The sequence below is a fragment of the Paractinoplanes rhizophilus genome, assembly GCF_042664765.1.
Taxonomy (GTDB): domain Bacteria; phylum Actinomycetota; class Actinomycetes; order Mycobacteriales; family Micromonosporaceae; genus Actinoplanes; species Actinoplanes rhizophilus.
Genome location: NZ_JBHTBJ010000010.1, coordinates 179,406 through 204,656, shown reverse-complemented (window position 1 = coordinate 204,656; position 25,251 = coordinate 179,406). Strand labels below are relative to the sequence as shown.

At 70.9% G+C, this 25,251-nt stretch carries 29 protein-coding genes; 17 read left to right on the top strand and 12 right to left on the bottom strand.

Annotated elements, in window-relative coordinates:
- Positions 1 to 168 precede the first annotated feature (168 nt).
- Entirely contained in the window at positions 169 to 939 is a 771-nt protein-coding gene (locus tag ACFQS1_RS16945) for an isoprenyl transferase (RefSeq protein WP_378969048.1), read from the top strand.
- On the opposite strand, the gene otsB is transcribed toward ACFQS1_RS16945, so the two are convergent.
- The gene (gene otsB, locus ACFQS1_RS16940; RefSeq protein ID WP_378969046.1) at positions 936 to 1,742 is read right to left on the bottom strand and encodes a trehalose-phosphatase; all 807 of its coding nucleotides are present in this window, start codon (positions 1,740 to 1,742) and stop codon (positions 936 to 938) included. The genes ACFQS1_RS16945 and otsB overlap by 4 nt on opposite strands.
- Before the next feature lie 255 nt (positions 1,743 to 1,997).
- Between otsB and ACFQS1_RS16935 the strand changes: the two genes are divergently transcribed.
- The 4 genes from ACFQS1_RS16935 (at position 1,998) to ACFQS1_RS16920 (ending at position 5,924) form a co-directional block, all read left to right on the top strand.
- Positions 1,998 to 3,389 (top strand): PhoH family protein, encoded by a 1,392-nt coding sequence (locus tag ACFQS1_RS16935; RefSeq protein WP_378969044.1) that lies wholly within the window; start codon positions 1,998 to 2,000, stop codon positions 3,387 to 3,389.
- Positions 3,390 to 3,671: 282 nt separating this feature from the next.
- Complete coding sequence (locus ACFQS1_RS16930; RefSeq protein WP_378969127.1) at positions 3,672 to 4,391, top strand: aggregation-promoting factor C-terminal-like domain-containing protein; 720 nt, start codon at positions 3,672 to 3,674, stop codon at positions 4,389 to 4,391.
- A gap of 73 nt (positions 4,392 to 4,464) precedes the next feature.
- Positions 4,465 to 5,226 carry a S1 family peptidase gene (locus ACFQS1_RS16925; RefSeq protein ID WP_378969041.1) on the top strand — a complete coding sequence of 254 codons (762 nt, stop codon included), beginning with the start codon at positions 4,465 to 4,467 and terminating at the stop codon, positions 5,224 to 5,226.
- 38 nt (positions 5,227 to 5,264) lie between these two features.
- Entirely contained in the window at positions 5,265 to 5,924 is a 660-nt protein-coding gene (locus ACFQS1_RS16920) for a rhomboid family intramembrane serine protease (protein WP_378969039.1), read from the top strand.
- Here ACFQS1_RS16920 and ACFQS1_RS16915 read toward each other — a convergent pair.
- From ACFQS1_RS16915 to ACFQS1_RS16905, 3 genes are read right to left on the bottom strand one after another with little or no spacing between them, the layout of a single operon-like run.
- Positions 5,897 to 6,316: a MarR family winged helix-turn-helix transcriptional regulator gene (locus tag ACFQS1_RS16915; RefSeq protein WP_378969037.1), complete on the bottom strand. Its 420-nt coding sequence runs from the start codon at positions 6,314 to 6,316 to the stop codon at positions 5,897 to 5,899. The genes ACFQS1_RS16920 and ACFQS1_RS16915 overlap by 28 nt on opposite strands.
- Entirely contained in the window at positions 6,289 to 7,152 is an 864-nt protein-coding gene (locus tag ACFQS1_RS16910) for an LLM class flavin-dependent oxidoreductase (RefSeq protein WP_378969035.1), read from the bottom strand. Before ACFQS1_RS16910 ends, ACFQS1_RS16915 begins: the two co-directional genes overlap by 28 nt.
- 37 nt (positions 7,153 to 7,189) lie before the next feature.
- The gene (locus tag ACFQS1_RS16905; RefSeq protein ID WP_378969033.1) at positions 7,190 to 7,474 is read right to left on the bottom strand and encodes a DUF1905 domain-containing protein; all 285 of its coding nucleotides are present in this window, start codon (positions 7,472 to 7,474) and stop codon (positions 7,190 to 7,192) included.
- A gap of 61 nt (positions 7,475 to 7,535) precedes the next feature.
- Between ACFQS1_RS16905 and ACFQS1_RS16900 the strand changes: the two genes are divergently transcribed.
- Entirely contained in the window at positions 7,536 to 8,117 is a 582-nt protein-coding gene (locus ACFQS1_RS16900; protein ID WP_378969031.1) for a Uma2 family endonuclease, read from the top strand.
- Between the two features lie 91 nt (positions 8,118 to 8,208).
- Here ACFQS1_RS16900 and ACFQS1_RS16895 read toward each other — a convergent pair whose 3' ends face one another.
- Together ACFQS1_RS16895 and ychF are read right to left on the bottom strand one after the other, a co-directional pair.
- Positions 8,209 to 8,715, bottom strand: coding sequence for a GNAT family N-acetyltransferase (locus ACFQS1_RS16895; protein ID WP_378969124.1), 507 nt, complete (start codon positions 8,713 to 8,715; stop codon positions 8,209 to 8,211).
- Between the two features lie 15 nt (positions 8,716 to 8,730).
- Entirely contained in the window at positions 8,731 to 9,810 is a 1,080-nt protein-coding gene (gene ychF, locus ACFQS1_RS16890) for a redox-regulated ATPase YchF (protein WP_378969028.1), read from the bottom strand.
- A gap of 101 nt (positions 9,811 to 9,911) precedes the next feature.
- Here ychF and ACFQS1_RS16885 point away from each other — a divergent pair, with 101 nt between their 5' ends.
- From ACFQS1_RS16885 to ACFQS1_RS16870, 4 genes are all read left to right on the top strand, one after another.
- A complete protein-coding gene (locus ACFQS1_RS16885; protein ID WP_378969025.1) occupies positions 9,912 to 11,375 on the top strand; it encodes a DNA-3-methyladenine glycosylase 2 family protein in 1,464 nt (487 codons plus the stop codon).
- A gap of 115 nt (positions 11,376 to 11,490) precedes the next feature.
- Positions 11,491 to 11,985 carry a methylated-DNA--[protein]-cysteine S-methyltransferase gene (locus ACFQS1_RS16880; protein WP_378969023.1) on the top strand — a complete coding sequence of 165 codons (495 nt, stop codon included), beginning with the start codon at positions 11,491 to 11,493 and terminating at the stop codon, positions 11,983 to 11,985.
- A gap of 139 nt (positions 11,986 to 12,124) precedes the next feature.
- Positions 12,125 to 14,719 carry a valine--tRNA ligase gene (gene valS / locus ACFQS1_RS16875; RefSeq protein ID WP_378969020.1) on the top strand — a complete coding sequence of 865 codons (2,595 nt, stop codon included), beginning with the start codon at positions 12,125 to 12,127 and terminating at the stop codon, positions 14,717 to 14,719.
- A 119-nt stretch (positions 14,720 to 14,838) separates the two neighbouring features.
- Positions 14,839 to 15,381 (top strand): hypothetical protein, encoded by a 543-nt coding sequence (locus ACFQS1_RS16870; RefSeq protein ID WP_378969018.1) that lies wholly within the window; start codon positions 14,839 to 14,841, stop codon positions 15,379 to 15,381.
- A 53-nt stretch (positions 15,382 to 15,434) separates the two neighbouring features.
- Here ACFQS1_RS16870 and ACFQS1_RS16865 read toward each other — a convergent pair whose 3' ends face one another.
- Positions 15,435 to 16,172, bottom strand: a complete 738-nt coding sequence (locus tag ACFQS1_RS16865; protein ID WP_378969016.1) for a hypothetical protein — start codon at positions 16,170 to 16,172, stop codon at positions 15,435 to 15,437.
- Between the two features lie 54 nt (positions 16,173 to 16,226).
- On the opposite strand from ACFQS1_RS16865, the gene ACFQS1_RS16860 reads away from it, so the two are divergent.
- Positions 16,227 to 17,363 (top strand): DNA recombination protein RmuC, encoded by a 1,137-nt coding sequence (locus ACFQS1_RS16860; protein ID WP_378969013.1) that lies wholly within the window; start codon positions 16,227 to 16,229, stop codon positions 17,361 to 17,363.
- 5 nt (positions 17,364 to 17,368) lie between these two features.
- On the opposite strand, the gene ACFQS1_RS16855 is transcribed toward ACFQS1_RS16860, so the two are convergent.
- Positions 17,369 to 18,334 carry a 4-hydroxy-3-methylbut-2-enyl diphosphate reductase gene (locus tag ACFQS1_RS16855; protein ID WP_378969011.1) on the bottom strand — a complete coding sequence of 322 codons (966 nt, stop codon included), beginning with the start codon at positions 18,332 to 18,334 and terminating at the stop codon, positions 17,369 to 17,371.
- Between the two features lie 75 nt (positions 18,335 to 18,409).
- On the opposite strand from ACFQS1_RS16855, the gene ACFQS1_RS16850 reads away from it, so the two are divergent.
- Genes ACFQS1_RS16850 through ACFQS1_RS16835 form a run of 4 tightly spaced genes read left to right on the top strand, consistent with a single transcriptional unit; the run spans position 18,410 to position 20,974 of the window.
- Entirely contained in the window at positions 18,410 to 18,931 is a 522-nt protein-coding gene (locus tag ACFQS1_RS16850) for a hypothetical protein (protein ID WP_378969009.1), read from the top strand.
- A gap of 52 nt (positions 18,932 to 18,983) precedes the next feature.
- Positions 18,984 to 19,523 carry a hypothetical protein gene (locus ACFQS1_RS16845; RefSeq protein ID WP_378969007.1) on the top strand — a complete coding sequence of 180 codons (540 nt, stop codon included), beginning with the start codon at positions 18,984 to 18,986 and terminating at the stop codon, positions 19,521 to 19,523.
- Positions 19,524 to 19,532: 9 nt separating this feature from the next.
- Positions 19,533 to 20,768 (top strand): exodeoxyribonuclease VII large subunit, encoded by a 1,236-nt coding sequence (gene xseA / locus ACFQS1_RS16840; RefSeq protein ID WP_378969005.1) that lies wholly within the window; start codon positions 19,533 to 19,535, stop codon positions 20,766 to 20,768.
- Positions 20,765 to 20,974, top strand: coding sequence for an exodeoxyribonuclease VII small subunit (locus tag ACFQS1_RS16835; RefSeq protein ID WP_378969003.1), 210 nt, complete (start codon positions 20,765 to 20,767; stop codon positions 20,972 to 20,974). The genes xseA and ACFQS1_RS16835 overlap by 4 nt, the downstream gene beginning before the upstream one ends.
- A gap of 56 nt (positions 20,975 to 21,030) precedes the next feature.
- On the opposite strand, the gene ACFQS1_RS16830 is transcribed toward ACFQS1_RS16835, so the two are convergent.
- The gene (locus tag ACFQS1_RS16830) at positions 21,031 to 21,744 is read right to left on the bottom strand and encodes a DUF4245 domain-containing protein (RefSeq protein ID WP_378969000.1); all 714 of its coding nucleotides are present in this window, start codon (positions 21,742 to 21,744) and stop codon (positions 21,031 to 21,033) included.
- Between the two features lie 101 nt (positions 21,745 to 21,845).
- Here ACFQS1_RS16830 and glpX point away from each other — a divergent pair, with 101 nt between their 5' ends.
- On the top strand, positions 21,846 to 22,889 hold the full coding sequence (gene glpX, locus ACFQS1_RS16825) for a class II fructose-bisphosphatase (RefSeq protein WP_378968997.1): 1,044 nt from the start codon (positions 21,846 to 21,848) through the stop codon (positions 22,887 to 22,889).
- A gap of 71 nt (positions 22,890 to 22,960) precedes the next feature.
- Here glpX and ACFQS1_RS16820 read toward each other — a convergent pair whose 3' ends face one another.
- The 3 genes from ACFQS1_RS16820 to ACFQS1_RS16810 all read right to left on the bottom strand — a co-directional run bounded on the left by ACFQS1_RS16820 (position 22,961) and on the right by ACFQS1_RS16810 (position 24,313).
- Positions 22,961 to 23,452 (bottom strand): SRPBCC family protein, encoded by a 492-nt coding sequence (locus tag ACFQS1_RS16820; RefSeq protein WP_378968995.1) that lies wholly within the window; start codon positions 23,450 to 23,452, stop codon positions 22,961 to 22,963.
- Positions 23,439 to 23,786, bottom strand: a complete 348-nt coding sequence (locus ACFQS1_RS16815) for an ArsR/SmtB family transcription factor (RefSeq protein WP_378968993.1) — start codon at positions 23,784 to 23,786, stop codon at positions 23,439 to 23,441. Before ACFQS1_RS16815 ends, ACFQS1_RS16820 begins: the two co-directional genes overlap by 14 nt.
- A gap of 68 nt (positions 23,787 to 23,854) precedes the next feature.
- Positions 23,855 to 24,313, bottom strand: a complete 459-nt coding sequence (locus tag ACFQS1_RS16810; protein ID WP_378968990.1) for a MarR family winged helix-turn-helix transcriptional regulator — start codon at positions 24,311 to 24,313, stop codon at positions 23,855 to 23,857.
- Positions 24,314 to 24,396: 83 nt separating this feature from the next.
- Between ACFQS1_RS16810 and ACFQS1_RS16805 the strand changes: the two genes are divergently transcribed.
- On the top strand, positions 24,397 to 24,966 hold the full coding sequence (locus tag ACFQS1_RS16805; RefSeq protein WP_378968988.1) for an NADPH-dependent FMN reductase: 570 nt from the start codon (positions 24,397 to 24,399) through the stop codon (positions 24,964 to 24,966).
- The last annotated feature ends 285 nt before the right edge of the window (positions 24,967 to 25,251 follow it).

The window sequence follows — 25,251 nt, the reverse complement described above, 5'->3', positions numbered from 1 at the left end:
CAGCCGGCGGTTGCCGCGCGCCAGCTCGCGTGGGCGAGCAGCGGGGACGGCATGTTCGGCGCAGAGCTGCCGTTACCCGTACATCTGAGGGAAGAAAGACCGACGCTCAGCGCAAGCGAACCGCCCAGCCGACGCCGCCGCTCTGCTTGAGGGCTAGGGTTTGGGGCGATGAGTGTGCGGTCCCTGGTCTATTCGTTCTACGAGCGGCGGCTGGCTGGAAAGCTGGTCGGCAAGCCCGTTCCTCAGCACGTCGGCGTCATGTGTGACGGCAACCGGCGCTGGGCCAAGGAAATGGGGTTCGTCGATCCCAACGACGGGCATCGGGTCGGCGCCGCGCGGGTCAAAGAGCTGCTCACCTGGTGCGACCAGGCGGGCATCAAGCACGTGACGCTCTACCTGCTCGCCACCGACAACCTGCGGCGGCCGGCGGCCGAGCTCGACCCGCTCGTGCGGATCATCGAGGACCTCGCGACCGAGCTGGCCGAGGACGGCAACCCGTGGCGCCTGCGCATGGTCGGCGCGCTCGACGTGCTGCCCGCCCCCACCGCCGCGACCCTGAAGGCCGCGCAGGAAAAGACCCGCGACCGCACGGTCGGCGTCGAGGTCAACATGGCGGTCGGGTACGGCGGCCGGCGCGAGATCGCCGACGCGGTGCGCTCGCTCATGCAGCAGCATGCGGCGGCCGGCGGCACGCTCGAGGAGCTGGCCGAGATCCTGGACGTCGAGCACATCGCCGAGCACCTCTACACCCGCGGCCAGCCCGACCCCGATCTGATCATCCGGACCAGCGGCGAGCAGCGGCTCTCCGGCTTCCTGCTGTGGCAGTCGGCCCAGTCGGAGTTCTACTTCCACGACGCCAACTGGCCCGACTTCCGGCGCATCGACTTCCTGCGGGCGCTGCGCTCGTACGCCAACCGGCAGCGACGCTTCGGCGCCTAGAAGGTCTTCAGCCCCTCGGCGAGGAAGGCCGCCACCGCGTCGGGCGACTCCAAGGTCAGGTCGGCGGCGATGGACACCTCGGCGCCGGTCTCGGGGTTGGCGACCGCGACCGCCACGCCGAAGAAGTCGGGGTCGACCGCCTCGCGGGCCCGCAGCGCGTCGAATGCCTTGATGTCGGACATGTCGTCCCCGAAATACCACCCGCAGCGCGCGTTGCGGACGGCCTCGGTGATGACCATGCCCTTGTCCTGGTCGACCGGCGGCTTCAGCTCGATCACCATGCGGCCGCCCTGGATCTTGAGACCGTGGCGCTCGGCCTGCTCGTGCCCCCAGCGCTCGACCTCGCCGGCCAGTTGCGGCGCCGTGCGGTAGTGCAGGGCCACCGACAGCCGCTTGAACTCCACCAGGATCTGCGCCGGCAGCTCCTTCCGGGCCCGCTCGGCCAGGTCGGACATCGCCGGGATCCACGGCAGGGCGGCCGGCTCGGTCACCACCTCGCCGTCGTGCCACACCTCGAGCCCGTAGAGGCCGTAGAGGTCCACGCGCTCGAGTGACGCGAATCTCGACCGGAGGAAGCTCACCGGGCGCGCCGAGACGATCGCCACCCGGCGGACGGCGGCCGCCAGGCTCTCCAGCACCCCGGGCACGGCATCGACCGGCTGGGACGCGTCGGGGTCGTCGGTCACCGGGGACAGGACGCCGTCGAAGTCGAAGAAGAAGGTGGTCTCGGCCGCGCGCTCGGCCGTGACGGCCCACGCGTCGGCGATGCTCGGCGGATGGATCGGACGCTGAGTCTCTGCCACGACGTCAGATTACCTGCCGGAAGTCCGATTGGCGGCCGGAGAAATCGCCTTGACCCCGGTTTTGCGTGCTGGCGCGGTGGCTTGTTGACCGCTAGCGTTCTAGACATGACGCGGGGTCATCCCGAGTCAGCCGGACGGCCCGGACCTGCGACAAGTGCGCCACGGGGCCCCGCAATCCGACCCCGTGCTGTAAGCCGGCCGCCGGAGGTGCGGACCGCGGGCGTCGACGGGTTGCACGCCCGCTGGAGCAGGCCTGTGACACCACGCCGATCTGACGCCGAGGGCACCCCTTCCAGCACTCGCGCCGCGTCCCGTCGCCCCTCCCGCGACCGCCACGCCGACGCCGAACCGGCCCCGATGGGCCGGGTTTTTGTTCTGGACACCTCGGTCCTGCTGTCCGACCCGGCGGCCATCCGCCGGTTCACCGATCACGAGCTGGTCATCCCGCTCGTGGTCATCACGGAGTTGGAGGGCAAGCGTCACCACCCCGAGCTGGGCTGGTTCGCGCGGCAGGCGCTGCGCAATCTGGACGAGCTGCGGATCAAGTTCGGCCGGCTCGATCAACCGGTGCTCTGCAACGACGAGGGCGGCACCCTGCGGGTGGAGCTCAACCACGCCGATCAGAGTGTGCTCCCGCACGGTTTCCGCAACGACTCGAACGACACCCGCATCCTCTCCGTGGCGCTGGGCCTCGCCGCCGAAGGCCGAGACGTCACGCTGGTCAGCAAGGACATGCCGCTGCGGGTCAAGGCGGCCTCGGTGGGCCTCACCGCCGACGAATACCTCCACGGCCAGGCCAGCGACCCGACCTGGACCGGCATGGCCGACCTCAAGCTGGCCGAGGAGGACGTCAACGCGCTCTACGCCGGCGAGGAGCTCGAGCTCGAGGAGGCCGAGCACCTGCCCTGCCACACCGGCCTGGTGATCCACTCGCCGCGCGGCTCGGCGCTCGGCCGGGTCAACCCCGACAAGACGGTCCGCCTCGTCCGCGGCGACCGGGAGGCGTTCGGGCTCCGTGGCCGCTCGGCCGAGCAGCGGGTCGCGCTCGACCTCCTGCTCGACGAGTCGATCGGCATCGTCTCGCTGGGCGGCCGGGCCGGCACCGGGAAGTCGGCGCTGGCGCTGTGCGCCGGCCTCGAGGCGACCATGGAGCGCAACCGCCACAAGAAGGTGATCGTCTTCCGCCCGCTGTACGCCGTCGGCGGCCAGGAGCTGGGATATCTGCCCGGCACCGAGAACGAGAAGATGTCGCCCTGGGCGCAGGCGGTGTTCGACACGCTCGGCGCGGTGGTGCATGCGAATGTCATGGAGGAGGTCATGGCCCGCGGCATGCTCGAGGTGCTGCCGCTGACCCACATCCGCGGCCGCAGCCTGCACGACGCGTTCGTCATCGTCGACGAGGCCCAGTCGCTGGAGCGCAACGTGCTGCTCACCGTGCTCTCCCGTATCGGGCAGGGGTCACGGGTGGTGCTCACCCACGACGTCGCCCAGCGGGACAACCTGCGGGTGGGCCGGCACGACGGCGTCACGGCCGTGATCGAGGCGCTCAAGGGACATCCGATCTTCGCGCACGTGACCTTGACGCGTTCCGAGCGGTCGCCGATCGCCGAGGTGGTGACCGATCTGCTGGAGGACATCCCTCTCTGAGGTGACCCCCGGGCTGGGGAACTTTCAACTGGTTTACGCCTAAATTTCGTGTGGGCAACCTCACAAGAGTGCGTCGGCATTTCACATCCACTTCACGTTGCGCAATGGTGTTCGGCGAGCGCCATCGCGTGGTCCTCTTCGTCGGAGATCGACGTCGGGCCACCACCCCGATCGAAGCTGATCGGGGTGTCGGCCCGAGTGGTCGCGGTGCTCGCGGCATGGGCCGCCACCTTCCCGGTGGCCGGGCATGCCGCGTCCCTGCCCCCGACGAAGGGATACTTCGTGAGTCGGCCTTGGAGCCGGGTCGGAGTACGTTCCGCGTCGGTCGGCCTGCTGGTGGCGGGCCTGATCGGCGGCGTGTACCTCGGCAAGGACCGTGTGGTCCAGGCACCACAGCAGAGTTCCGAAGCGTCGAACGTCGTCCAGGTGGATGTCGACGACATGCAGCTGCTCAAGCAGCGAGCCGGCCAGCACGCCGCGGCCCGCGCCTACCAGCGCCAGGCCGAGGGCGACGCCGCCGCCAAGGCGGCCGCCGAGGCGAAGGCGGCGGCCGGCAAGGCGCACGAGCTCGAGACCAAAGCCATCGCGGCCAAGAAGGCCGAGGAGAAGGCGGCCGCCGAAGCCGCGGCCAAGAAGAAGGCCGAGGAGTCCGGCGGGCCGGTCGAGTACACCGGGCCCGTCCCCTCCTCCTGCAACGAGTACTCGGGCAGCCGCAAGACCGGGTGCGCCCTGATGCTCGAGGCCGGCTTCGACATCGACCAGTTCCCGTGCCTGGACAAGCTGTGGAAGAAGGAGAGCGGCTGGAACTACCGCGCTTCCAATTCCAGCTCCGGCGCGTACGGGATTCCCCAAGCCCTGCCGGGCAGCAAGATGGCCTCGGTCGCCGATGACTGGAAGACCAACCCCGCCACCCAGATCAAGTGGGGTCTCGGTTATATCGAGGGCCGGTACGACACGCCCTGCGGCGCCTGGTCGCATTCGCAGAGCACGGGCTGGTACTGAGAATCCCCTAAGTGGACAAAACGGGCCGCGCGGCATCACCGCGCGGCCCGTTTTCTTGTGATCAAATATGTTCATGGTCCGAAAAGTCGCGCTCATCCTCATCGGCATCGTGGTGAGCGTGATGGCGGCGCCTCCGGCGCGCGCCGGGGTGACGGTCGTGGGCGGCGACGTCGCGCCGCCCGGGAAGTTCCCGTGGATGGTGCGGCTGTCGATGGGCTGCGGCGGCACGCTGATCGGGCCCCGCGTGGTGCTCACCGCCGGCCACTGCGTCGACGGCACGGGGGACACGAAAAGCATCGAGGTGACGGCCGGGGCGGTGGACCTGAAATCGGCGAAGGCGCTCACCGCCCACTCGGTATCGGTGATCCGCGCGGTCGGTTTCCGCGACGAGACCCGCGGCGACGACTGGGCCGTCATCCGGCTCGACCACGCGTTCGCCCTGCCCACGCTGCCGCTCGCCGAGGGGGCGAACGACCGCGGGAAGTTCGTCGTGCTGGGCTGGGGACAGACCGGCGAGAACTCGATGAAGCAGGAGCGGCGCCTGCACTACGCGACCGTCCCCACCGTGCCCGACGCGAAATGCGCGGCCGAGTATCAGAAGGCCGGCGTCAAGCTCGTCGCCAAGGAGTCCATCTGCGCCGGCAAGCGCGGCGTCGACACCTGCCAGGGCGACTCCGGCGGGCCGATGATCGGGCACGGCGCCGCCGGCGAGTGGGTGCAGGTGGGCATCGTCAGCTGGGGACTCGGCTGCGCGCGGGACGGTTACCCGGGCGTCTACACCCAGATCTCCGCTTTTCGCGACGAGATTCGCCAGGCGGCCAAGAAGCTCGGCTGACGTGGCAGCGTTTGCCGTCGCCTGGAACCATGGGAACCATGAGTTACGGCGGGGCGGACCCTCAGTCAGATGCCACCCGGTTCGGCACCGAGGCGTTCTATGCCTCGCTGGGCCGGGCCTTCGTGACCATGTGCGCCGTGATCCCGATCCTGTTCCTGATCGAGGTGATCGACAAGGGGATCGGGTCGGGCCAGCTCGACGTGGCCGGCGGGATCATCCCGCACCACCTGGCCGGGCTGGACGGGGTGCTGTTCAGCCCGTTCCTGCACGCCGGCTGGGATCATCTGTACGGCAACGCCGTGCCGCTGATCCTCGTCGGCACGTTCGCGCTCGCCGGCGGCCTCAAGCGCTTCATCTGGTCGACGCTCGTGATCATGCTGGTCAGCGGCGTGGGCGTCTGGTTCGTCGGCGACCCCAACAGCGTGGTGGTCGGGGCCAGCGGCGTCATCTTCGGCTATCTCGGCCTGCTGCTGACCCGCGGCCTGGTCGAGCGCAGCTGGTGGAACCTCGCCGTCGCCGCCTTCATCGGCCTGCTGTACTGGTACCAGCTCTACAACATCCTCCCCACCGACCAGCCGATCTCCTGGCAGGGTCACCTGCTGGGCCTGCTCGGCGGGGTGATCGCGGCGATCCTGTTCCGGCGCAAGCGGGCCAAGGCCGAGCCCGCGCTCTACACGCCGACGCTGGGTTCACCGTAGGAGACCCGCCGCAGGAGGGCCTTCAACTCGGCCAGCTCGGCGTCGGTGAATCCCAGCGCGCGCTCGGCCTCCTGGTAGAGGCGCTCGCCCTCGGCCAGGACGCGCTGCCCGTCCGCGGTGAGATGCACCAGGTTGCGCCGCCGGTCGGCCGGGTCGGACCGCCGCTCGACCAGGCCCTTCCGCTCCAGCGCGTCGACCAGGTCGACCATCGTCGTGCGGTCCACGTTCAGCCGCCCGGCGGCCTGCTGCTGCGCGAGCGCCGGCCCGTCGCCCAGCACGGTCAGCACGGCCAGTTCGCGCCCGTTGATCCCGAGCGGGCCCAGCGCGGCCGTGGTGCGCTCGGTGAGCGCCAGCTGGGCGTGTTTCAGCAAGTAGCCGAGGCGGTCCCGCATCCCACTTCCCTCATCCTGGGCAGCAGCTCTCCGACGTCCGCGACGCGCCCCAGCCCGCCGCCGCGAGGCATCAGAACGAGGTCGGTGAATCCGGCCGCCGCGAACGCCTCGACGGCGTGGAGTATCTCATCGCCGGTCTCCGGGACCGGGAACTGGACGCCGCGCCGCAGCGACCCCGGATCGCGCCCGACCGCCTCGCAGTGGCCGTCCAGCACCGCCATCAGCCGGCTCAGGTCGCCCGGCGCGGTCTCGAAGGTCGCCGTCAGCCAGCCGTCGGCGTGTTCGGCCACCACCCGCATGCCGCGGCGCTCGCCGTTGCTGGCCAGCCAGAGCGGCAGCCGCGCCTGCACCGGCTTCGGCTCCGACGGCACGCCGTCGAGCCGGAAGTGCTCGCCCGAGAACGTCGTCTCCGGCCGGGTCCAGAGCATCCGCAGGATCCGGGCCGCCTCATCCAGGCGCTGCACCCGTTCCCCCGGCGACGCCTCGGGCAGTCCGATCGCCGGGTCGACGCCCGGGTCGCCGCCCGCGCCCAGCCCCACGTCGAGCCGCCCGCCGCTGACGTGGTCGACGGTCGCCGCCATCTTGGCCAGCAGCGCCGGGTGCCGATAGAGGTTGCCGGTGACCAGCGTGCCGAGCCGCACCCGGGTGGTCGTCTCGGCCATCGCCGCGAGGATCGTCCAGGCCTCGAAGATGTCGCCGCTGCGGTCCCGTCCCATCGGCTTGAGGTGGTCGAACACCCAGCAGGAGTCGAAGCCGGCCTCGTCCACCAGCCGCCAGAGCCGCCGGTACTCATCGATCGTGAAGTGCTGTTGCGACGCTTTCCATCCGATCCGCATATCTGTCAGCGTAACCGATCGTCAGTAATACTGACTATCACCTAGGCTGCCGAGCGGGCCGCAGGACCACCGTCACGACGTCACCGTCGCCGATGTCCTCGGCCTTGCGGACCGCGTCCTTCAGCGGAACCAGATAGCGTCCGTCGCGGGGAAACAGCGCGGTCCGGAACTCCGTGCCGCCGATGACCACCTGCACCGGCACTTGGCCCCAGTAGATCAGCGACCGCGCCTCTTCCTTGAGCTCGGCGCTGTCGGCTTCGGACATGGCCACGAAGTGGTACGGGGCCGGCCCGCGCCACTCGAAGATCTCTCCGTCGAACACCCATTCCACGGTGATCTATTGAACCAGCCAGGCGGTGATTACCGAATGCTACGGTGGCACGATGACTGCGGTGCCCGAGTGGATGCGGCCGCCTCGGCCCGAGGGCTGGTATGCCGACGACCTCGACAGGCTCGCCGAAGCGCCACGCCATACCGAGTTGATCGATGGAGCGCTCGTCTTCATGATTTCTCCGCAGCGGGTTTGGCACGCCCGGATGATTACCGCGCTGGTGAATTCCCTGACGGATCAGGCGCCGCCGGGCATCGAGGTCGACCGGGAGATCACGATCCGGCTCGACAAATGGAATCGTCCTGAGCCCGATCTGCTGGTCACCACGGCGCCCTACGATCCGCACCGCACCTGCTACACCCCTGAGGAGACTCTGCTCGTCGTCGAGGTGGTCTCCCCGGAGTCGGCGCACCGCGATGAGACGGTCAAGCTGCGCAAGTACGCGGAAGCCGGCATCGCGAACTACTGGCGCGTCGAGGACGAGGACGGATCACCAGTGGTCCACACCTACGAGCTTGACGCGCCTACTCGGTCCTACGTGCCGACCGCAATCCATCGCCACGAGCTGCGCGCCTCGAGGCCGTTCCCGATCAAGCTCGATCTCGACGGTCTGGTGCCAGGCCGCCGGGGCTGAGCCGACAGCACAGGGCGAGGGCAGGAGCTCAAACTGCCACAAGCCGGACGCGATCGCCGCAGAGTTCGACTCGACTGGATTCCGTCGCCGATCAACGTGACGGTTGATCGGGAGCGCTCAGATTCAAGAACATCACGTGCAGCCCCACCAGGCCGTGCTCGGGGTGGTCGAACGCCTCCGGGACGGTGGCGAGCACCTCGAAACCCAACGAACGCCACAGCCGGACCGCGACCTCGTTCGACTCGACGACCGCGTTGAACTGGATGCTTCGGTAGCCGGCGGCGCGCGCCCAGCCGACGACGTGCTCGCCGAGAGCGCGACCGACGCCGCGGCCGGAATGCCGTGGGTCAACCATGAAACTGGCCGTTGCCACATGTGCGCCCCGGCCGGGCCGGTTCGGACCCATCTTCGCGCTTCCGAGAACGGTCGATCCATCCACCGCGACGACGGTGCGACCCGGAGGGGACTCCATCCACCACTCGCGAGCCTGTTCCAGGGACAGATTCTCGGGGAACGCGTATGTGCGGCCCTGCACCACGATCTCCCGGAAGAACGGGTAGATCGCGGGCCAGTCGCCGTCCTCGGCGTCTCGGATCATCACCGGATCACCGAACTACACATTGAAGCGGAACTCGACGACGTCGCCGTCCCTCATGAGGTAGTCCTTGCCCTCCATGCGGACCTTGCCGGCCGCCTTCGCGGCCGCCATCGAGCCCGCGGCCATCAGGTCGTCGTAGCTGACGATCTCGGCCTTGATGAAGCCGCGCTGGAAGTCGCTGTGGATGACGCCGGCGGCCTCGGGCGCGGTGGCGCCGCGCGGGATCACCCAGGCGCGGGCCTCCTTCGGGCCGGCCGTCAGGTAGGTCTGCAGGCCCAGGGTGTCGAAGCCGACGCGGATCAGCTGGTTGAGGCCGGGCTCGGTCTGGCCCGTCGACTCGAGCAGCTCCATCGCCTCGTCCGGCGGCAGATCGATCAGCTCCGACTCGATCTTCGCGTCCATGAAGACGGCCTCGGCCGGCGCGACCAGGGCGCGCAGCTCGTCGAGGAACGCCGCGTTGCCCAGCTCGGCCTCGTCCACGTTGAAGACGTACAGGAACGGCTTGATCGTCAGCAGGTGCAGCTCGGCCAGCAGCGGGAGCTCGATGCCGGCGCCGCCCGAGTAGAGCGTCGCGCCCTCGTCGAGAACCTTGTACGCGGCCTCGGCGGCGGCCACCACCGGCGCGCGGTCCTTCTTGAGCTTCGCCTCCTTCTGCAGGCGGGGCAGGGCCTTCTCGACGGTCTGCAGGTCGGCCAGGATGAGCTCGGTGTTGATCGTCTCGATGTCGTCGGCGGGGGAGATCTTGCCGTCGACGTGCAGCACGTTCGGGTCCGAGAACGCGCGCACGACCTGGCAGATCGCCGAGGCGTCGCGGATGTTCGCGAGGAACGCGTTGCCGCGGCCCTGGCCCTTGGACGCGCCGCGCACCAGGCCGGCGATGTCGACGAAGCTCACCGGCGCCGGGATGATCTTTTCGCTGCCGAACAGCTCGGCGAGCTTCTCCAGGCGCTCGTCGGGCAGCCCGACGACCCCGACGTTCGGCTCGATCGTCGCGAACGGGTAGTTCGCGGCGAGCACGTCGTTCTTGGTCAGGGCGTTGAACAGGGTGCTCTTGCCGACGTTCGGCAGGCCGACGATTCCGATGGTGAGGCTCACGGGCGTCCAGTCTACGCAGCCGCCGAGAACAACACCCGGGCCGACGGTCATGTCCGAATCCCGCCAGCGCTCGCCGCGGTAAGCAGAGCAAACTCAAGGGCATGGAACTGGACTTCGAACGGTGCTACCGGGCCGTGGACAGCCGGGACCAGCGGTTCGACGGCTGGTTCTTCACCGCGGTGACCAGCACCGGCATCTACTGCCGCCCGTCCTGCCCGGCCATTACGCCGAAGCGGGAGAACGTCACGTTCTTCCCGTCCGCGGCCGCCGCTCAGCGCGCCGGCTTCCGCGCCTGCAAGCGCTGCCTGCCGGACGCCGTGCCGGGCTCCCCGGAGTGGGACGTGCGGGCCGACCTGGTCGGGCGGGCCATGCGGCTGATCGGCGACGGCGTGGTCGACCGGGAGGGCGTGCCCGGCCTGGCGAGCCGTCTGGGCTACACCGAGCGTCATCTGAATCGTCTGCTGACGGCAGAACTGGGCGCCGGGCCGCTCGCTCTGGCCCGGGCGCAGCGCGCGCAGACCGCGCGCATCCTCATCGAGACGACCGACCTGGGCCTGGCCGAGATCGCGTTCGCTTCGGGTTTCGGCAGCGTGCGGCAGTTCAACGACACGATCCAGGAGGTCTACGCGCAGGCGCCGAGCCAGCTTCGCGAGCGTCGCCGGGTGACGGCGGCCGAGCCGGGCACGATCTCGCTGCGACTGCCGTACCGGTCGCCGTTGCACATTCCGGCGCTGCTGGATTTCCTCGAGTTGCGGGCGCTGCCGGGCGTGGAGGAACGGTCGGGTGACACGTACCGCCGAGGTTTGATCTTGCCGCACGGAAGCGCGACCGTGGCGCTCACCCCGGCCGACCGCTGGGTCTCGGCGACGCTGCGGTTGAGCGACGTGCGTGATCTCGCGCCGGCCGTGGCCCGGTGCCGCCGGCTCTTCGATCTCGATGCCGACCCCGACGCCGTCGATCTCACCCTGGGTGCCGACGTCGCGCTGAGCGCGTCGATCAAAACCGAGCCGGGTGTACGGGTACCGCGCGCGGTCGACGGGTTCGAGATGGCCGTTCGCGCCGTCGTCGGGCAGCAGGTCAGTGTGGCCGGAGCTCGCACCACGCTGACCCGCATGATCCGCGCGGCCGGCGGCTTCGCCGACACTCCGCGGATCGATGCTGCTCCGGGCTCGGGTGGCGGCGTCGGCCTCGTCGGTTTCCCGGCCGCGCGCGTGGTCGCCGAACTGCCCGATTCCGCGTTCGGCATGCCGGCCGCCCGGCGCGACACGATCCGGCGCCTCGCCGAGGCGGTCGCGGACGGAAAGATCGACCTCGAGCCCGGCGCCGACCGGGAGGAGTCGGTGGCCAAGCTGATGGAGCTGCCCGGCATCGGCGCGTGGACCGCCGGATATGTGGCGATGCGCGCGATCGGCGACCCGGACGTGTTCCTCGAGACCGACCTGGCCGTGCGGCGCGGCGCGGCGGCCCTGGGCCTGCCGTCGACGCCGAAGGCCCTCGAGAAGCACGCCGAGCGGTGGCGGCCCTGGCGTTCGTACGCGCTGATCCGCCTGTGGCGTGCGTCCTGATCGCCGGTTGTCCACCGGCCCGCTATCCCTCGGCCGAGTTATCCACAGGCCCGGAAAAAGTTGCCCGCGGGCGGCCGCGCCGGGTCAGGCTGTGTGCCAACCCCTGGAGGACGAGATGTTGAAATATCAGACCATGCCCACCCCGGCCGGCCCGCTGACGATCGTGGTGGGTGAGACGGGTGGCGTGCGTGCCGCCGGCTTCACCGAGCGGCTCGACGAGCTTCTCCCGCTGATCCACCCCGCGCTGTCCGGCCAGGCGGTGCCCGACGACGACATCGGCCCGGTCACCGGCCACGTGCGCTCCTATTTCGAGGGTGACCTGACCGCGCTCGACGCGGTCGCGGTCGAGCAGCGCACCGGCGGCGAGTTCATCGCGCACGCCTGGCAGGTCATGCGCGACATCAAGCCGGGCAGCCCGGTGACCTACAGCCAGTTCGCCGTCATGGCCGGCCGCCCGGCGGCGGTGCGCGGGGCCGCGGCCGCCTGCGCGCGCAACCCGGTGGCCCTGTTCACCCCGTGCCATCGGGTGCTGCGGCTCGACGGCTCGCTCGGTGGCTACCGCTGGGGCCTGACCGTCAAGCGGCTCCTGCTCGACCACGAGGCCGCGTGATGCCGGGCCACCCCCACTGATGGCGGCGCGAGCTTCATCCACGGCGCGGTGCTTCCGGTGGACGGTGGCCGGGTCGCCGTCTGAGCGGGGCCGTCTTTATCGGGAGACCGGCGACCGGTCGCGCCGTAGCATTCTGCGCATGACTGATACGGGTATGACCGCGCGCGCCGGTCTCCCCGAGCGGCCGTCGCTGGACGGGCTCGAGGACAAGTGGGCGCGTCGCTGGCAGGAGGAGGGCACGTATACGTTCGACCGTTCCAAGGAGCGGGCGGATGTATACGCGATCGACACGCCTCCGCCGACCGTATCGGGCGAGCTGCACATGGGGCACGTCTTCTCGTACACCCACACCGACACGGTCGCGCGGTTCCAGCGCATGCGCGGCAAGACCGTCTTCTACCCGATGGGCTGGGACGACAACGGGCTGCCCACCGAGCGCCGGGTGCAGAACCGCTACGGCGTCCGGTGCGACCCGAGCCTGCCGCACGACCCGTCCTGGGAGCCGTCGGCGCTGGCCGCGGGCGAGGCGGCGCCGTCCGCGACACCAGGCGCCGGCAAGAGCCGGGCAGCCAAGGACGCGGTCTCGATCCCGCGGCGCAACTTCGTCGAGCTGTGCGAGCGCGTCACCGCCGAGGACGAGCAGGCGTTCGAGGCGTTGTGGCGCAAGCTCGGGCTGTCCGTCGACTGGGGATTGACGTACACGACGATCGGCGTCCGGGCCCGGGCGGTCTCGCAGCGCGCGTTTCTCCGCAACGTGGCGCGCGGTGAGGCGTACACGGCCGAGGCCCCGACCCTGTGGGACGTCGGCTTCCGCACCGCGGTCGCGCAGGCCGAGCTGGAGGACCGGGAACGTCCCGGCGCCTATTACAAGCTGCGCTTCCACGGCCCGGACGGCCCGGTCGAGGTCGACACGACCCGGCCCGAGCTGCTGCCGGCCTGCGTCGCGCTGGTCTTCCACCCGGGCGACGAGCGCTATCAGCACCTGCTCGGCCGGACGGTCCGCACGCCGTTCTTCGGCGTCGAGGTGCCGGTCCACGAGCACCCGCTCGCGGCGCCCGACAAGGGCACCGGCATCGCGATGGTCTGCACGTTCGGCGACCTGACCGACGTCACCTGGTGGCGTGACCTGCGGCTGGAGACCCGGGTCGTGCTGGGTCGCGACGGCCGCTTCCGGCCCGACCGGCCCGAGGGCGTCCCGGCGGCGGCCTACCAGCCCTTCGCCGGCCTGACGGTCAACGCGGCCCGCCGTGAGATGGTCCGGCTGCTGCGCGAGGCGGGCGACCTGATCGGTGAGCCGACGCCGATCACCCATCCGGTGAAGTTCTACGAGAAGGGCGACTCGCCGCTCGAGATCGTCACGAGCCGGCAATGGTTCATCCGCAACGGCGGCCGCGACGCCGATCTTCGTGAGCGCATGCTGGCCCGCGGCCGGGAGCTGCACTGGTTCCCCGAGCACATGCGGCACCGCTACGAGCACTGGGTGAACGGGCTGACCGGGGATTGGCTGATCAGCCGACAGCGCTTCTTCGGCGTGCCGATCCCGGTTTGGTACCGGCTCGACGACGCTGGCGAACCGGACTACGCCCAGCTTCTCATACCGGACGAATCATCACTGCCGGTTGACCCTTCCTCGGAGTGTCCGCCGGGCTTCGACGAGTCCCAGCGCGGCGTCCCGGGCGGCTTCACCGGCGACCCCGACGTCATGGACACGTGGGCCACGTCGTCGCTGACCCCGCAGATCGTCGCCGGCTGGCACCACGACCAGGACCTCTTCCGCCGGGTCTTCCCGATGGACCACCGGCCCCAGGCTCACGAGATCATCCGGACCTGGCTGTTCACCACGGTGCTGCGCGCCGAGCTGGAAAGCGACGTGCTGCCGTGGCGCAACGCCATCCTGTCCGGCTGGATCCTCGACCCCGACCGCAAGAAGATGTCGAAGTCCAAGGGCAACGTGATCACCCCGATCGACCTGCTCGAGGCGAGCGGCTCGGACGCGGTCCGCTACTGGGCCGCGAATGGCCGGCCGGGCGCCGACGTGGCCTTCGACACGGCCCAGATCAAGGTCGGCCGGCGGCTCGCGACCAAGCTGCTCAACGCGTCGAAGTTCGCGCTCGGGCTGGGCGCGGCCGAGGCGCTGCGGCAGCCGGTGACCGAGCCGCTCGATCGGGCGATGCTGGCCCGGCTCGCGACCGTGGTCACCGCGGCGACGGAGGCGTTCGACCGGTACGACCACACCGACGCGCTGCAGGTCACCGAGGCGTTCTTCTGGACGTTCTGCGACGACTACATCGAGCTGGTCAAGGAGCGGGCGTACGCCGAGGGCCCGGCCGCCGACTCGGCGCGGGCGGCGCTCGCCGCCGGCCTGTCGGTGCTGCTGCGGCTGTTCGCGCCGTTCCTGCCGTACGTCACGGAGGAGGTCTGGTCGTGGTGGCGGTACGGCTCGGTGCACCGCTCGACCTGGCCGACGAGGTACGAGCTGACCCGGGTCGCCGGCGAGGGCGAGGCCGACCTGCTCGACCTGGCCGGTGAGGCGCTGCGCCAGGTCCGGCGGGCCAAGTCCGACCGCAAGCTGTCGGTGAAGGCCGAAGTGCCGCTGGCCGAGGCGCTCGGCCCGGCGGCGGTGCTCGACCGGCTGGCCCTGATCGAGGGCGATCTCAAGGCGGCCGGCCGGATAGCCAAGCTCGACCGCCTGCCCGACCGCTCGCCCGAGCTGGTCATCGCCTGCGCCTTCTGACGCGGCCGGGGTCGCCCGTGTCTCGCGTCGCCCGCGTCCCGGGCGGCGGGTGGCCATCGCGTGGTTCGGGACCGGCGAAATGCCGGTCCCGGTGCCGCGGAGCGGGGCAGCATGAGGACATGTCGATCGCGCCCGAGCAGGTGGAGGCGCCCGCCGCCGACGCCGTGCTGTTCCGGTCCTCGCCGTGGCGGACCTTCATCGCCGTCTTCGCGCTGCTGATGATCTCGTTCGGCGCGGTGTCGCCGATCGTCGCGCTGATGGCGGGCGGCACCGGCAACCCGTGGTGGCAGACCGCCCTCGAGGCCGGCACGATCAGCGCGCTGGCGGCCGGCGGCTACGCCTGGTCGACGCGGGGCGCGCTGAAGACCTGGATCCGGATCTCGTCGGGCGGGCTCGAGGTGGCCGCCCAGGACAGCGACCCGATCCTGCTGGCCTGGCCGGACATCGCGCACGTGGAGGTGCGCCGGCAGGGACTCCGCGCGGTCCTCGAGGTCACGCCGCTCGACCTCGACCGGGTGCACCCGGTGCAGGGCGAGGGCCCGGGCGGGCCGGCCCTGACCGAGACGGCCACCGGGACCGCCTTCACCGCCGACCTCACCGAGGTGTGGCCCGGCCCCCGCGCGCTGCGGCGCGAGCTGGCCCGCCGGCTGCCGGCGGCGTAGGCGGCCGACGCTTACCGGGAACGGCGACCCGGCCGCGGACGGGCGACGCCTTCTCAGAAGTCGAAGTCGCCGCCGAAGTCGCCACCACCGAAGTCTCCGCCGCCGAAGTCTCCGCCGCCGAAGTCGCCCATGTTGTCGCCGCCGAAGTCGCCGGCGGCGTCCTGAAAGCCGTCGCCGTAGCCCATGTCGCCGAAGCCCGGCGAGAAGAGCGCGTCGAAGATCAGCATGCCGCCGAGCACGCCGGCCCCGGCGCCGAGCGCCGTCTTCCACACCGGCGTCGAATACCAGCCGGCGGGCACCGGACGGCCCTGCACCCGGCCGCCCGGGTAGTAGTACGGCGTGTCGGGGCCGGCCGCCGGGCCCGCCTTGTAGTGCTGCCCCTGCACGTTGACCTCGCGCTCCTGGGTGATCCGCCCGGCGCCCGCGGCGCTGGCCAGCGGCGGCAGGTCGGGTCCGGGGTCGATGCCCATCGCCACTCGGGCCGCGCGCACGTAGTTGAGGCCCTCGAGCGCGGACTCGCGAGCCAGCTCGAACTGCCTGATCGTGTTGGCCTGCTGGAGCTGCCCGCCGGCGGCGTTGTACCGCTCGCCCGCGTCGGCCAGGGCCTGCCGGGTCGCGGTGTCCTCGCCGTGCAGATTCATCAACTGGCCGCCGAGGCGCTCATACCACCGCTGGGCGTCGGCCCGCGCGTCCTCGAGTCGTGTCTGCTGGGTGGCGGCGCCGTTGCGGCGCGCGAGCATGACCACCAACAGGACGACGATGACGATGGCCAAGATCAGCAACACACTCATGTTTCAACGGTACCCTCGCCGTTCTTGTCGTACCCATCTGGCAATGTGCCGGTTGTGACCGTCTCGACGCTGGCCGTGGTGCTGCTCTGTCTCGCGGCGGGCGCCGCCCTCGGCTGGCTCGCCGCCCGCACCCGCGCGGCGGCCGACATCGCCCGGCTCGAGGCCACGGTCCAGGCCCATCGCGACGGTGAGGATCGTCTGGAGCAGTCGATGCGCGCGCTGTCGTACGAGTCGGCCGCCCAGTCCCAGGAGGCGGTGGCCCTCGCGGTCGCCCCGCTGCACGACACCCTCCGCCGGTACGAGGTGCGCGTCGCCGAGCTCGAGCGCGAGCGGGTGGACGCGTATGCGGAGCTGCGCGAGCAGGTCCGGCAGATGGGCGCGGTCTCCGGCGAGCTGCGCACCGAGACCAAGCAACTGGTGGCCGCGTTGCGCGCGCCGCAGGTGCGGGGCCGCTGGGGTGAGCACCAGCTGCGCCGGGTGGTCGAGGCGGCCGGCCTGCTGGAGCATTGCGACTTCGCCGAGCAGGTCACCGCGGCCGTCGATGGGCAGGGCTGGGTCCGTCCCGACCTGGTGGTGCGCCTGCACGGCGGCCGCAGCGTGGTGGTGGACGCCAAGGCGCCGCTGGAGGGCTATCTGGCCGCCGCCGAGGCGCGCGACGAGCGCACCCGCGACGCCTGCCTCGACCAGCACGCCCGCCACCTGCGGGCGCACGTCGACGCGCTGTCCGCCAAGGAGTATTGGACGGCCTTCGAGCCGTCCCCCGACTTCGTGGTGCTGTTCGTGCCGGCCGACCCGTTCCTCGACGCCGCGCTGCGGCACGACCCGACGCTGATGGAGCACGCCTTCCGGCGCAACGTCGTGCTGGCCACCCCGGCCACGCTGGTCGCGCTGCTGCGCACGGTGGCGTATTCGTGGCGGCAGGAGGAGCTGGCCCGCAACGCGGCCGAGGTGCACAGCCTGGCTCGCGAGCTCTACGCCCGGCTGGCTACCCTCGGCGACCACGTCGGCAAGGTCGGCACCGCGCTGGGCGGCGCGGTCACGGCCTACAACAAGGCCGTCGGCTCGCTGGAGTCACGCGTGCTGGTGAGCGCCCGCAAGCTGGCCGAGATGGGCGTCGCGCGCGAGGAGCTGCCCACCCCGCCCCAGGTCGAGGTCGCCCCGCGCCAGCCTCAGGCCCCCGAGCTCAGCTGAGCCTTCTAGCTCAACTCAGCTCTCTTCATGTCGCGGCGCAGCTCCTGCGGCAGGGAGAACGTCAGCCGTTCCTCGGCCGTCGTGAATTCGGTGACCTCGCCGAAGCCCCGCGACGCCAGGTGCGCCAGCACGTCCATGACCAGGTCGTCGGGCACGCTCGCGCCGGACGAGACGCCGACCGTGGTGGCGTCGGCGAGCCATGCGTCCTGGATCTCGGCGGCGTAGTCGACCAGGTAACCGGCGCGCGCGCCGGCGTCGACCGCCACCTCGACCAGGCGCACCGAGTTCGACGAGTTCTTGGAGCCGACGACGATCACCACGTCGCACTCGGCTGCGATCTCCTTGACCACGTGCTGCCTGTTCTGCGTGGCGTAGCAGATGTCGTCACTCGGCGGTGACTGCAGCAGCGGCAGCCGGGTCTTGAGCCGGGCCACCGTCTCCATCGTCTCGTCGACCGAGAGCGTGGTCTGCGACAGCCAGACGACCTTGGCCGGGTCGCGCACGACGACCTGGTCGACCGCGTCGGGGCCGTCGACCAGCTGGATGTGCGCCGGGGCCTCGCCGGAGGTGCCGATGACCTCCTCGTGGCCCTCGTGGCCGATGAGCAGGATGTCGTAGTCGTCGGCGGCGAACCGCTTGGCCTCGTGGTGCACCTTGGTGACCAGCGGGCAGGTCGCGTCGATCGCCTTGAGGTTGCGGGCGCGGGCCTGCTCGTGCACCTCGGGCGCGACCCCGTGCGCGGAGAAGACGACCGTGGCCCCCTCGGGAACCTCCTCGTTCTCCTCCACGAAGACGGCGCCGCGCGCCTCGAGCGTGCTCACCACGTGCTTGTTGTGCACGATCTGCTTGCGCACGTAGACCGGGGCTCCATACAGCTTCAGCGCCTCCTCGACGGTCTGCACCGCCCGGTCGACGCCGGCGCAGTAGCCGCGCGGCTTGGCCAGCAACACACGCTTACGAGGTTCGGTCACCCGGCCATGGTACGTGCCGTCCCCAGCGGCCTGCTCGGCTGCGAGCAGCGCCACAACCTGAGCGATACTCGTCCGGTGACGGACACCACGGACGAGACGAGGATCGATGGGCCACCCGGCCGTTGGGTTCGGGCCGGCCGCTTGACCCGCGGGCTGTTGGGCGCGTTCTCCCTGGTCGCGGGGCTGACCTGGATCCTGTTCACGGTGCACGGGCCGACCGCGCTGCTCGACCTCGCGGTCGGGCTGGTGCTCGCGGCGGCCGGCCTGGTGCTGCTGATGCCGCACCGGATCCGGCTGCCGCGGCTGGTCACCACGATCGTGATGACGATGACGGCGATCGCCGGCACGGCCGCCGGCCTGACCGCCTCGACCGAGCGCACCTGCTGCGCGTACGCGTATGTGCTGGACCGCGGCTTCCCGATCACCTGGGCACAGCGCGCCGCGGTGGGCCCCGACCCGACCTCCGCCGAGCGCCTCGCCGGGTCGGCCAACTGGACGGTCGATCTCGTCTCGCTCGCGGCGAACCTGCTGCTGTGGGCGTACGCGGGAATGTTGATCGTGGTGATCGGCGTGCTGGCGCGTCGCCGCCGAGCGTGACAACCCGCCGGATTCGGCCCGAAAGGGCCGGTTCTGCGGAGATACTCGGCGCATGGGCGATGCCGGGACGGACGATCAAGGCCCGCTGGCATCGGTCCTGATCATGCTGCGGCTGCTGGTCGCGTGGTGCATCGCCGCGCTCGGCGCGCTCGGCCTGCTGATGGGCTTCGCGGACACCCACTACGTGATCTTCCACGCGGTGCTGCTGGTCGCCGGGCTGGCCATGCTCGGTTTCCGGCCGATGTTCCGGCGCCCGCGGCCGATCGCCTACCTGGCCGGCGCCGCGGTGGCCGTGCTCGGCCTGGTGATCTCCGCGCTGCCGCGGGCCTCGGCCGTGGTGTGCTGCCGTCTCGCCGGCTACGACCATCCGCACGGCTTCCCGTTCGCCTTCCTGGCCGGCGGCCACCTCGACCCCTGGCGCGCCGTCGCCGACCTGGTCTTCTGGGCCTGTGCCGGCCTGTTGCCGCTGGTCGTGATCGCCCTCGTGGCGCCGCGCGCCGAGCCGGCGCCGGATCACCCGGCCGGGCACACCGCGCATGCCGAACAGCGGGCCGAGGTAGCGGACGACGAAAGTGTCGGAGGCCTTCCGTAGTCTGGCCCGGTGAGCGAGCCCGACCAGAACGCGACGCCCAAGAGCACCGCCGACGAGCCGTGGCCGGTGCGGGTCGTCAGCCAAAAGGTCGGCGCCTGGATCGCCAAGCTCGGCTGGGTCTGGGTCGACGGCCAGGTCGCCCAGATCAGCCGCCGCCCCGGCTCCGCGGTGGTGTTCCTCACCCTGCGCGACCCGTCGGCCGATCTCAGCCTCACCGTGACCGCGCACCGCGACGTGCTCGACGCCGGCGCCCCCGAGCTCGCCGAGGGCGCTCGGGTCACCTTGCATGCCAAGCCGGAGTTCTATCCGGCCCGCGGCACGCTCAGCCTGCGCGCCGACGAGATCCGCCAGGTCGGCCTCGGCGAGCTGCTCGCCCGGCTCGAGCGGCTCAAAAAGCTGCTCGCCGCCGAGGGCCTGTTCGCCCGCGAGCGCAAGCGCCGCCTGCCGTTCCTCCCGCGGCGGATCGGCCTGATCACCGGCCGGGCCAGCGCCGCCGAGCGTGACGTGCTGATGAACACGCGTCGTCGCTGGCCCGCCGTCGACATCAAGGTCTACAACGTGCCGGTCCAGGGCCCGACCGCGGTGCCGCAGATCATCGAGGCGCTCAAGGTGCTCGACGGCGACGAGTCCGTCGACGTCATCGTGATCGCCCGCGGCGGCGGCAGCGTGGAAGACCTGCTGCCCTTCTCCGACGAGGCGCTCTGCCGCGCGGTCTTCGCCGCCCGCACCCCGGTGGTCAGCGCGATCGGCCACGAGACCGACACGCCCCTGCTCGACTACGTGGCCGACCTGCGCGCCTCGACGCCGACCGACGCGGCCAAGCGCATCGTCCCCGACCTGGCCGAGGAGCGGCAGCTCATCGACGTCGCCCGCCGCCGCATCGAGCGGTCGCTGCTCATGCTGATCGAGCGCGAGGAGCACCGCATCGAGCAGTGGCGGTCCCGGCCGTCGCTGGCCCGCCCCGAGCTGCTGGTCGATCAGCGCGCGACCGACGTGACCGCGCTGCGCGAGCGGGCGGCGCGCAGCCTCGAGCACCGGCTGCGCCGGGCCGACGACGACCTGCGGCACACCTTGGCCCGGCTGCGCGCGCTGTCGCCGGCGGCGACCCTGCAGCGGGGGTACGCGATCGTGCAGCGCGACGACGGCCACGTGGTCCGCGCGGCCACCGAGGTCAAAATCGACGACATCGTACGGGTGCGGCTCGCCGAGGGTGAGCTCCACGCGGCCATCAAGGAGAGCGAATGACCGACGAAACCCTGTCCTACGAGCAGGCCCGCACCGAGCTGGCCGCCGTGGTGGAGCGGCTCGAGCAGGGCGGCAGCTCGCTGGAGGAGTCGCTCGCCCTGTGGGAGCGCGGCGAGAAACTGGCCGACGTGTGCCAGCGCTGGCTCGACGGCGCCCGCGAGCGCATCGACGCCGCCCGGGCCGCTCGCGCCGAGTCGGCCGGTTAGCGTCGGCGGCGCCCGCTGGGCTGCTCGCGCCGAGTCGGCCGGCTAACGGTCGGCGCTCATCGCAGCGAAGTCGCGAGAGTTTCCAGGTTCTTCATGTCGGTCTTGCCGACCACCACGATCGTGCGGCTCTGGTCGGCCAGCACCAGCGCCTTCTCGCCCGGCCGGCCGTCGTACACCCGCCACACCCCGGCGGGGCTGCGGAAATTGCCCAGCGCCTTGGCGTTCTCGCCCAGCTCGCCGGGCAGCAGTGTGGCCGTGGGCACGCTGCTCTCCACCAGCTGCACCGGGTCCTTGTCGGGGTCGACGTAGCCGAGCCGCAGCGTCGCGCCGTCGCTCTGCCGCTTGAAGGTGGCGCTGGAGGTGTGCCAGTCGTCGCCGAGCCCCTGCGGCACGACCACGGTGAACGCCGCCGCGTGCTGCGCCTCCTGGATGGTCGGCGCCGGGTCGACCGTGATCGGCGCGTCCCCGCTCAGCACCACCCGGTAGAAGATCAGCAGCAGCGCGATCGGCACGAGCAGCACCGCCAGCGACATCACCATGTCGCGCGGCGAGCGCTCACCCCCGCGGCCGAGACGCGGGTTCCCCTCGGACACGGCCGCGTCATCGCCGGCGACCGGGCGAGCCGCGTCATCGCCGCCGACCGGGCGGGCCCCGTCATCACCGCCGACCGGGTGGGTCGCGTCATCGCTGGCGGGGCGGGCCGCGTCATCGCCGGCGGCCGTCGACGGCGGCTGGTCGGACGCGGGCTGGGTGCGCGGCGCTGGTTCCACTCACCCATTGTTAACCATGTCGCTGAAGCGGGACTTTGCGCGTCCGCCCATGTGAGGATCGTGGGACTACCAAGCCCCGCAACGTCGCGAGGAGGCGCACCATGCCGGCCCGGGTTCCGCAGGATCTCGACCGCAACATCGCCCTTGACCTGGTCCGCGTGACCGAGGCCGCAGCCATGGCCGCGGGCCGCTGGGTGGGCCGAGGCGACAAGAACGGTGGCGACGGCGCGGCCGTGGACGCCATGCGCAAGCTCATCAACTCGATCCAGATGCGCGGCACCGTGGTCATCGGCGAGGGCGAGAAGGACGAAGCGCCCATGCTCTTCAACGGCGAGCAGGTGGGCGACGGCACCGGGCCCGAGGTGGACGTGGCCGTCGACCCGATCGACGGCACCACGCTGATGAGCAAGGGCATGCCCGGGTCGGTGAGCGTTCTCGCGGTCGCCGAGCGGGGCGCGATGTTCGACCCCAGCGCCGTCTTCTACATGGAGAAGATCGCGGTCGGCCCCGACTGCGCCGACGTTGTCGACATCAACGCGCCCACCGCCGAAAATCTGCGCCGCATCGCCAAGGCCAAGCGCTCCAGCGTCTCCGACGTGACGGTCTGCATCCTCGACCGGCCGCGCCACACCACCCTGGTGGAAGAGGTGCGCCAGGCCGGCGCCACCATCAAGTTCATCTCGGACGGCGACATCGCCGGCGCCATCTCGGCCGCCCGCATCGAGTCCGACGTGGACGTGCTGATGGGCATCGGCGGCACGCCCGAGGGCATCACCGCGGCGTGTGCGCTGAAGTGCCTGGGCGGCATGATCCAGGCCAAGCTGTGGCCGCGGGACGACGCCGAGCGCGAGAAGGCGGAGGCGGGCGGCCACGACCTTGACCGCGTGCTGACCACGGACGACCTGGTGACCGGCGACAACTGCTTCTTCGTCGCCACCGGCGTGACCTCGGGCGACCTGCTGAAGGGCGTCCGCTACCGCTCCGGCGGCGCGCACACCCAGTCGATCGTCATGCGGTCCAAGAGCGGCACGATCCGCGTGATCGACAGCTACCACCGGCTGGAGAAACTGGCCCTCTACTCCGCCGTCGACTTCGACGGCCACCTGCCCACCGTCGCCCTCGGCGAAGGCGACCCGGTCATCTGAGCGGTCTCACCCGGCGGCAGCCGCCCATCCCCGGTGGCCCGGGCACGGGCGGCCGGCCGCCGCGAGGGTGATCAGGACAGCGAGATCGCGACCTGCTCGAGCGCGTCATACGACTCCTGCATCCCCGACTCCATGCCGGACTCGATGACCGCGTCCCGGGTCGCCTTGTCCTTGTACTCGCAGAGCGCCTCCAGATACGTACGCCCGTCCTTCTCGGTCAGCGTCACCGTGACCAGCCCGGCGTTGTCGTCCGGGTCGGGGATCCCCTCGAAGGCCTCGGTGTTGACCAGGCGCTCCGGGGCGGCGACCTCGCGGAACTCGCCGTGGAAGGCGACCTCGAAGCCGCCGTTGGCCTCCATCACGTAGCGCCAGCGCCCGCCGACCACCAGGTCCACTTCGACGCTGGTCACCGTGCCCTTCTGGCCGGCCCACCAGCGCTTGATGAACTGGGGCTCGGTGTAGGCCCGCCACACGTTCGCGCGCGGCGCGCCGAACTCGCGGGTGATCAGGATCTGGGTGTCGGCCGGAAGGGTCACCTTCGCGGTGCCGCTAGTCGTCGCCATGAGAATCCTCCTCGTTGAGCTCCGCCAGGATGGTGTCCATCAGGTCGAAACGTTCGTTCCAGACCTGCTCGTACTTGCGCAACCAGTCGTGGATCGGGCGCAGCGGCTCGGCGTTCAGCCGGTAGAGCCGTTGCCGCCCCTCGTCGCGGACGCGCACCAGGTCGACCTCGCGCAGCACCCGCAGGTGTTTGGAGACCTGCGGCTGGGCCAGGCCGAGCAGGGCGACCAGATCGTTGACGGGACGCTCGCCCTGGGCCAGCAGGTCGAGAATCTGCCGCCGCCGGGGCTCGGCCACCGCGTTGAACGCGTCTGCCGTCGTTGCCGCTCGTGCCATGGGCCAATCGTATACCCATAACGGAATACGTCAAGCCGCGAACTGAGGCCGGCCGGGTAGAACGCGAATCAGACGTCGCCGGCGATGGCGTCCAGGGCTTTGGCCAGCGACGGCAGATCGAGATCGCCGAGGTGATCGAAGATCCGGCGGCGGACGCTGACCAGATGCGTCGGCCAGGCCTCCTGGAGGCGAGCCAGCCCCTGGGGAGTGAGCACCGCGTTCCACCCGCGGGCGTCGTCCTCGCACTTGATGCGCTTGACGTAACCGCTCGCCTCGAGCTTGGCCGCCAGCCGGGTCATCCCGCTCAGTGACATGTCGCAGGCCTGGGCGAGCTCGCTCATCCGCATCAGCCCGCCCTCCGACTCGGAGAGATGGCGCAGCACGCTGTACTCGCTGAGCGCCATCCGCTGGCCGCGCTCGAGGTCGTGGTTGAGCGAGCGGGGGAGCACCAGCATGAGGCGCCCGAGGGCACGCATGACCGCTTCCTCTTCCGCGCTCAGCGGCGGAACCGGGGGTGTGGCGGTCATGACATCGATCCTACGTCGTTTGCGCCCAGGTACTTGTTTGACGTATCAATTACGTGACCCGCAAGCACAACATGGGAGCACCAATGACGAAGATCGGCATCATCCTCGGCAGCACCCGCCCGGGGCGCAACGGCGAAGCCGTCGCCAAGTGGGTGCTGGACGTCGCGAGCAAGCGCACCGACGCCGAGTTCGAGCTGGTCGACCTGCTCGACTACAACCTGCCCCACCTCGACGAGGCGATCCCGCCGTCGATGGGGCAGTACACCAAGCCGCACACGCTGGAGTGGGCCAAGAAGATCGGCTCGCTCGACGGCTTCATCTTCGTCACCCCGGAGTACAACCACTCGACCTCGGGCGCGCTCAAGAACGCGATCGACTTCCTCTTCGCCGAGTGGAACAACAAGGCGGCCGGGTTCGTCGGTTACGGCTCGGTCGGCGGCGCCCGCGCGGTCGAGCACCTGCGGCTGATCGCCGGCGAGCTCATGCTGGCCGACGTCCGTGCATCGGTGCATCTGTCGCTGGCGCAGGATTTCGAGAACTACCGCATCTTCCTTCCCAAGGAGCAGCACGAGCAGGCGCTGACCGCGGTGCTCGACCAGGTCGTGGCGTGGAGCAAGGCGCTCGCGCCGATCCGCGAGGGCGCGGCCGGCTAACGGCCGCCGAAGCGGACAAAGGGCCCCGGGGTTGGCATTCCGGGCGTCGACCGGCACAATGCTCTGGTGCAAAACCAGACAACTAGTGACTCTTGGCAGCAACTGCTCGAAATGCCACGAAAGTCTTGGTGGGCCAGGCTGCCGTTCGGGGTCCGGATGGCAGCCGGCGCCGGCGCCGTTCTCGCAGTGATCGCGAGCGGGGTCGTCGGCATCGCGACCCTCACCGGTGGCGGCGGCGCGGGGCCGCGGATCGTGACCGAGGTGGGGCAGGCGGCGCCGGCGCCG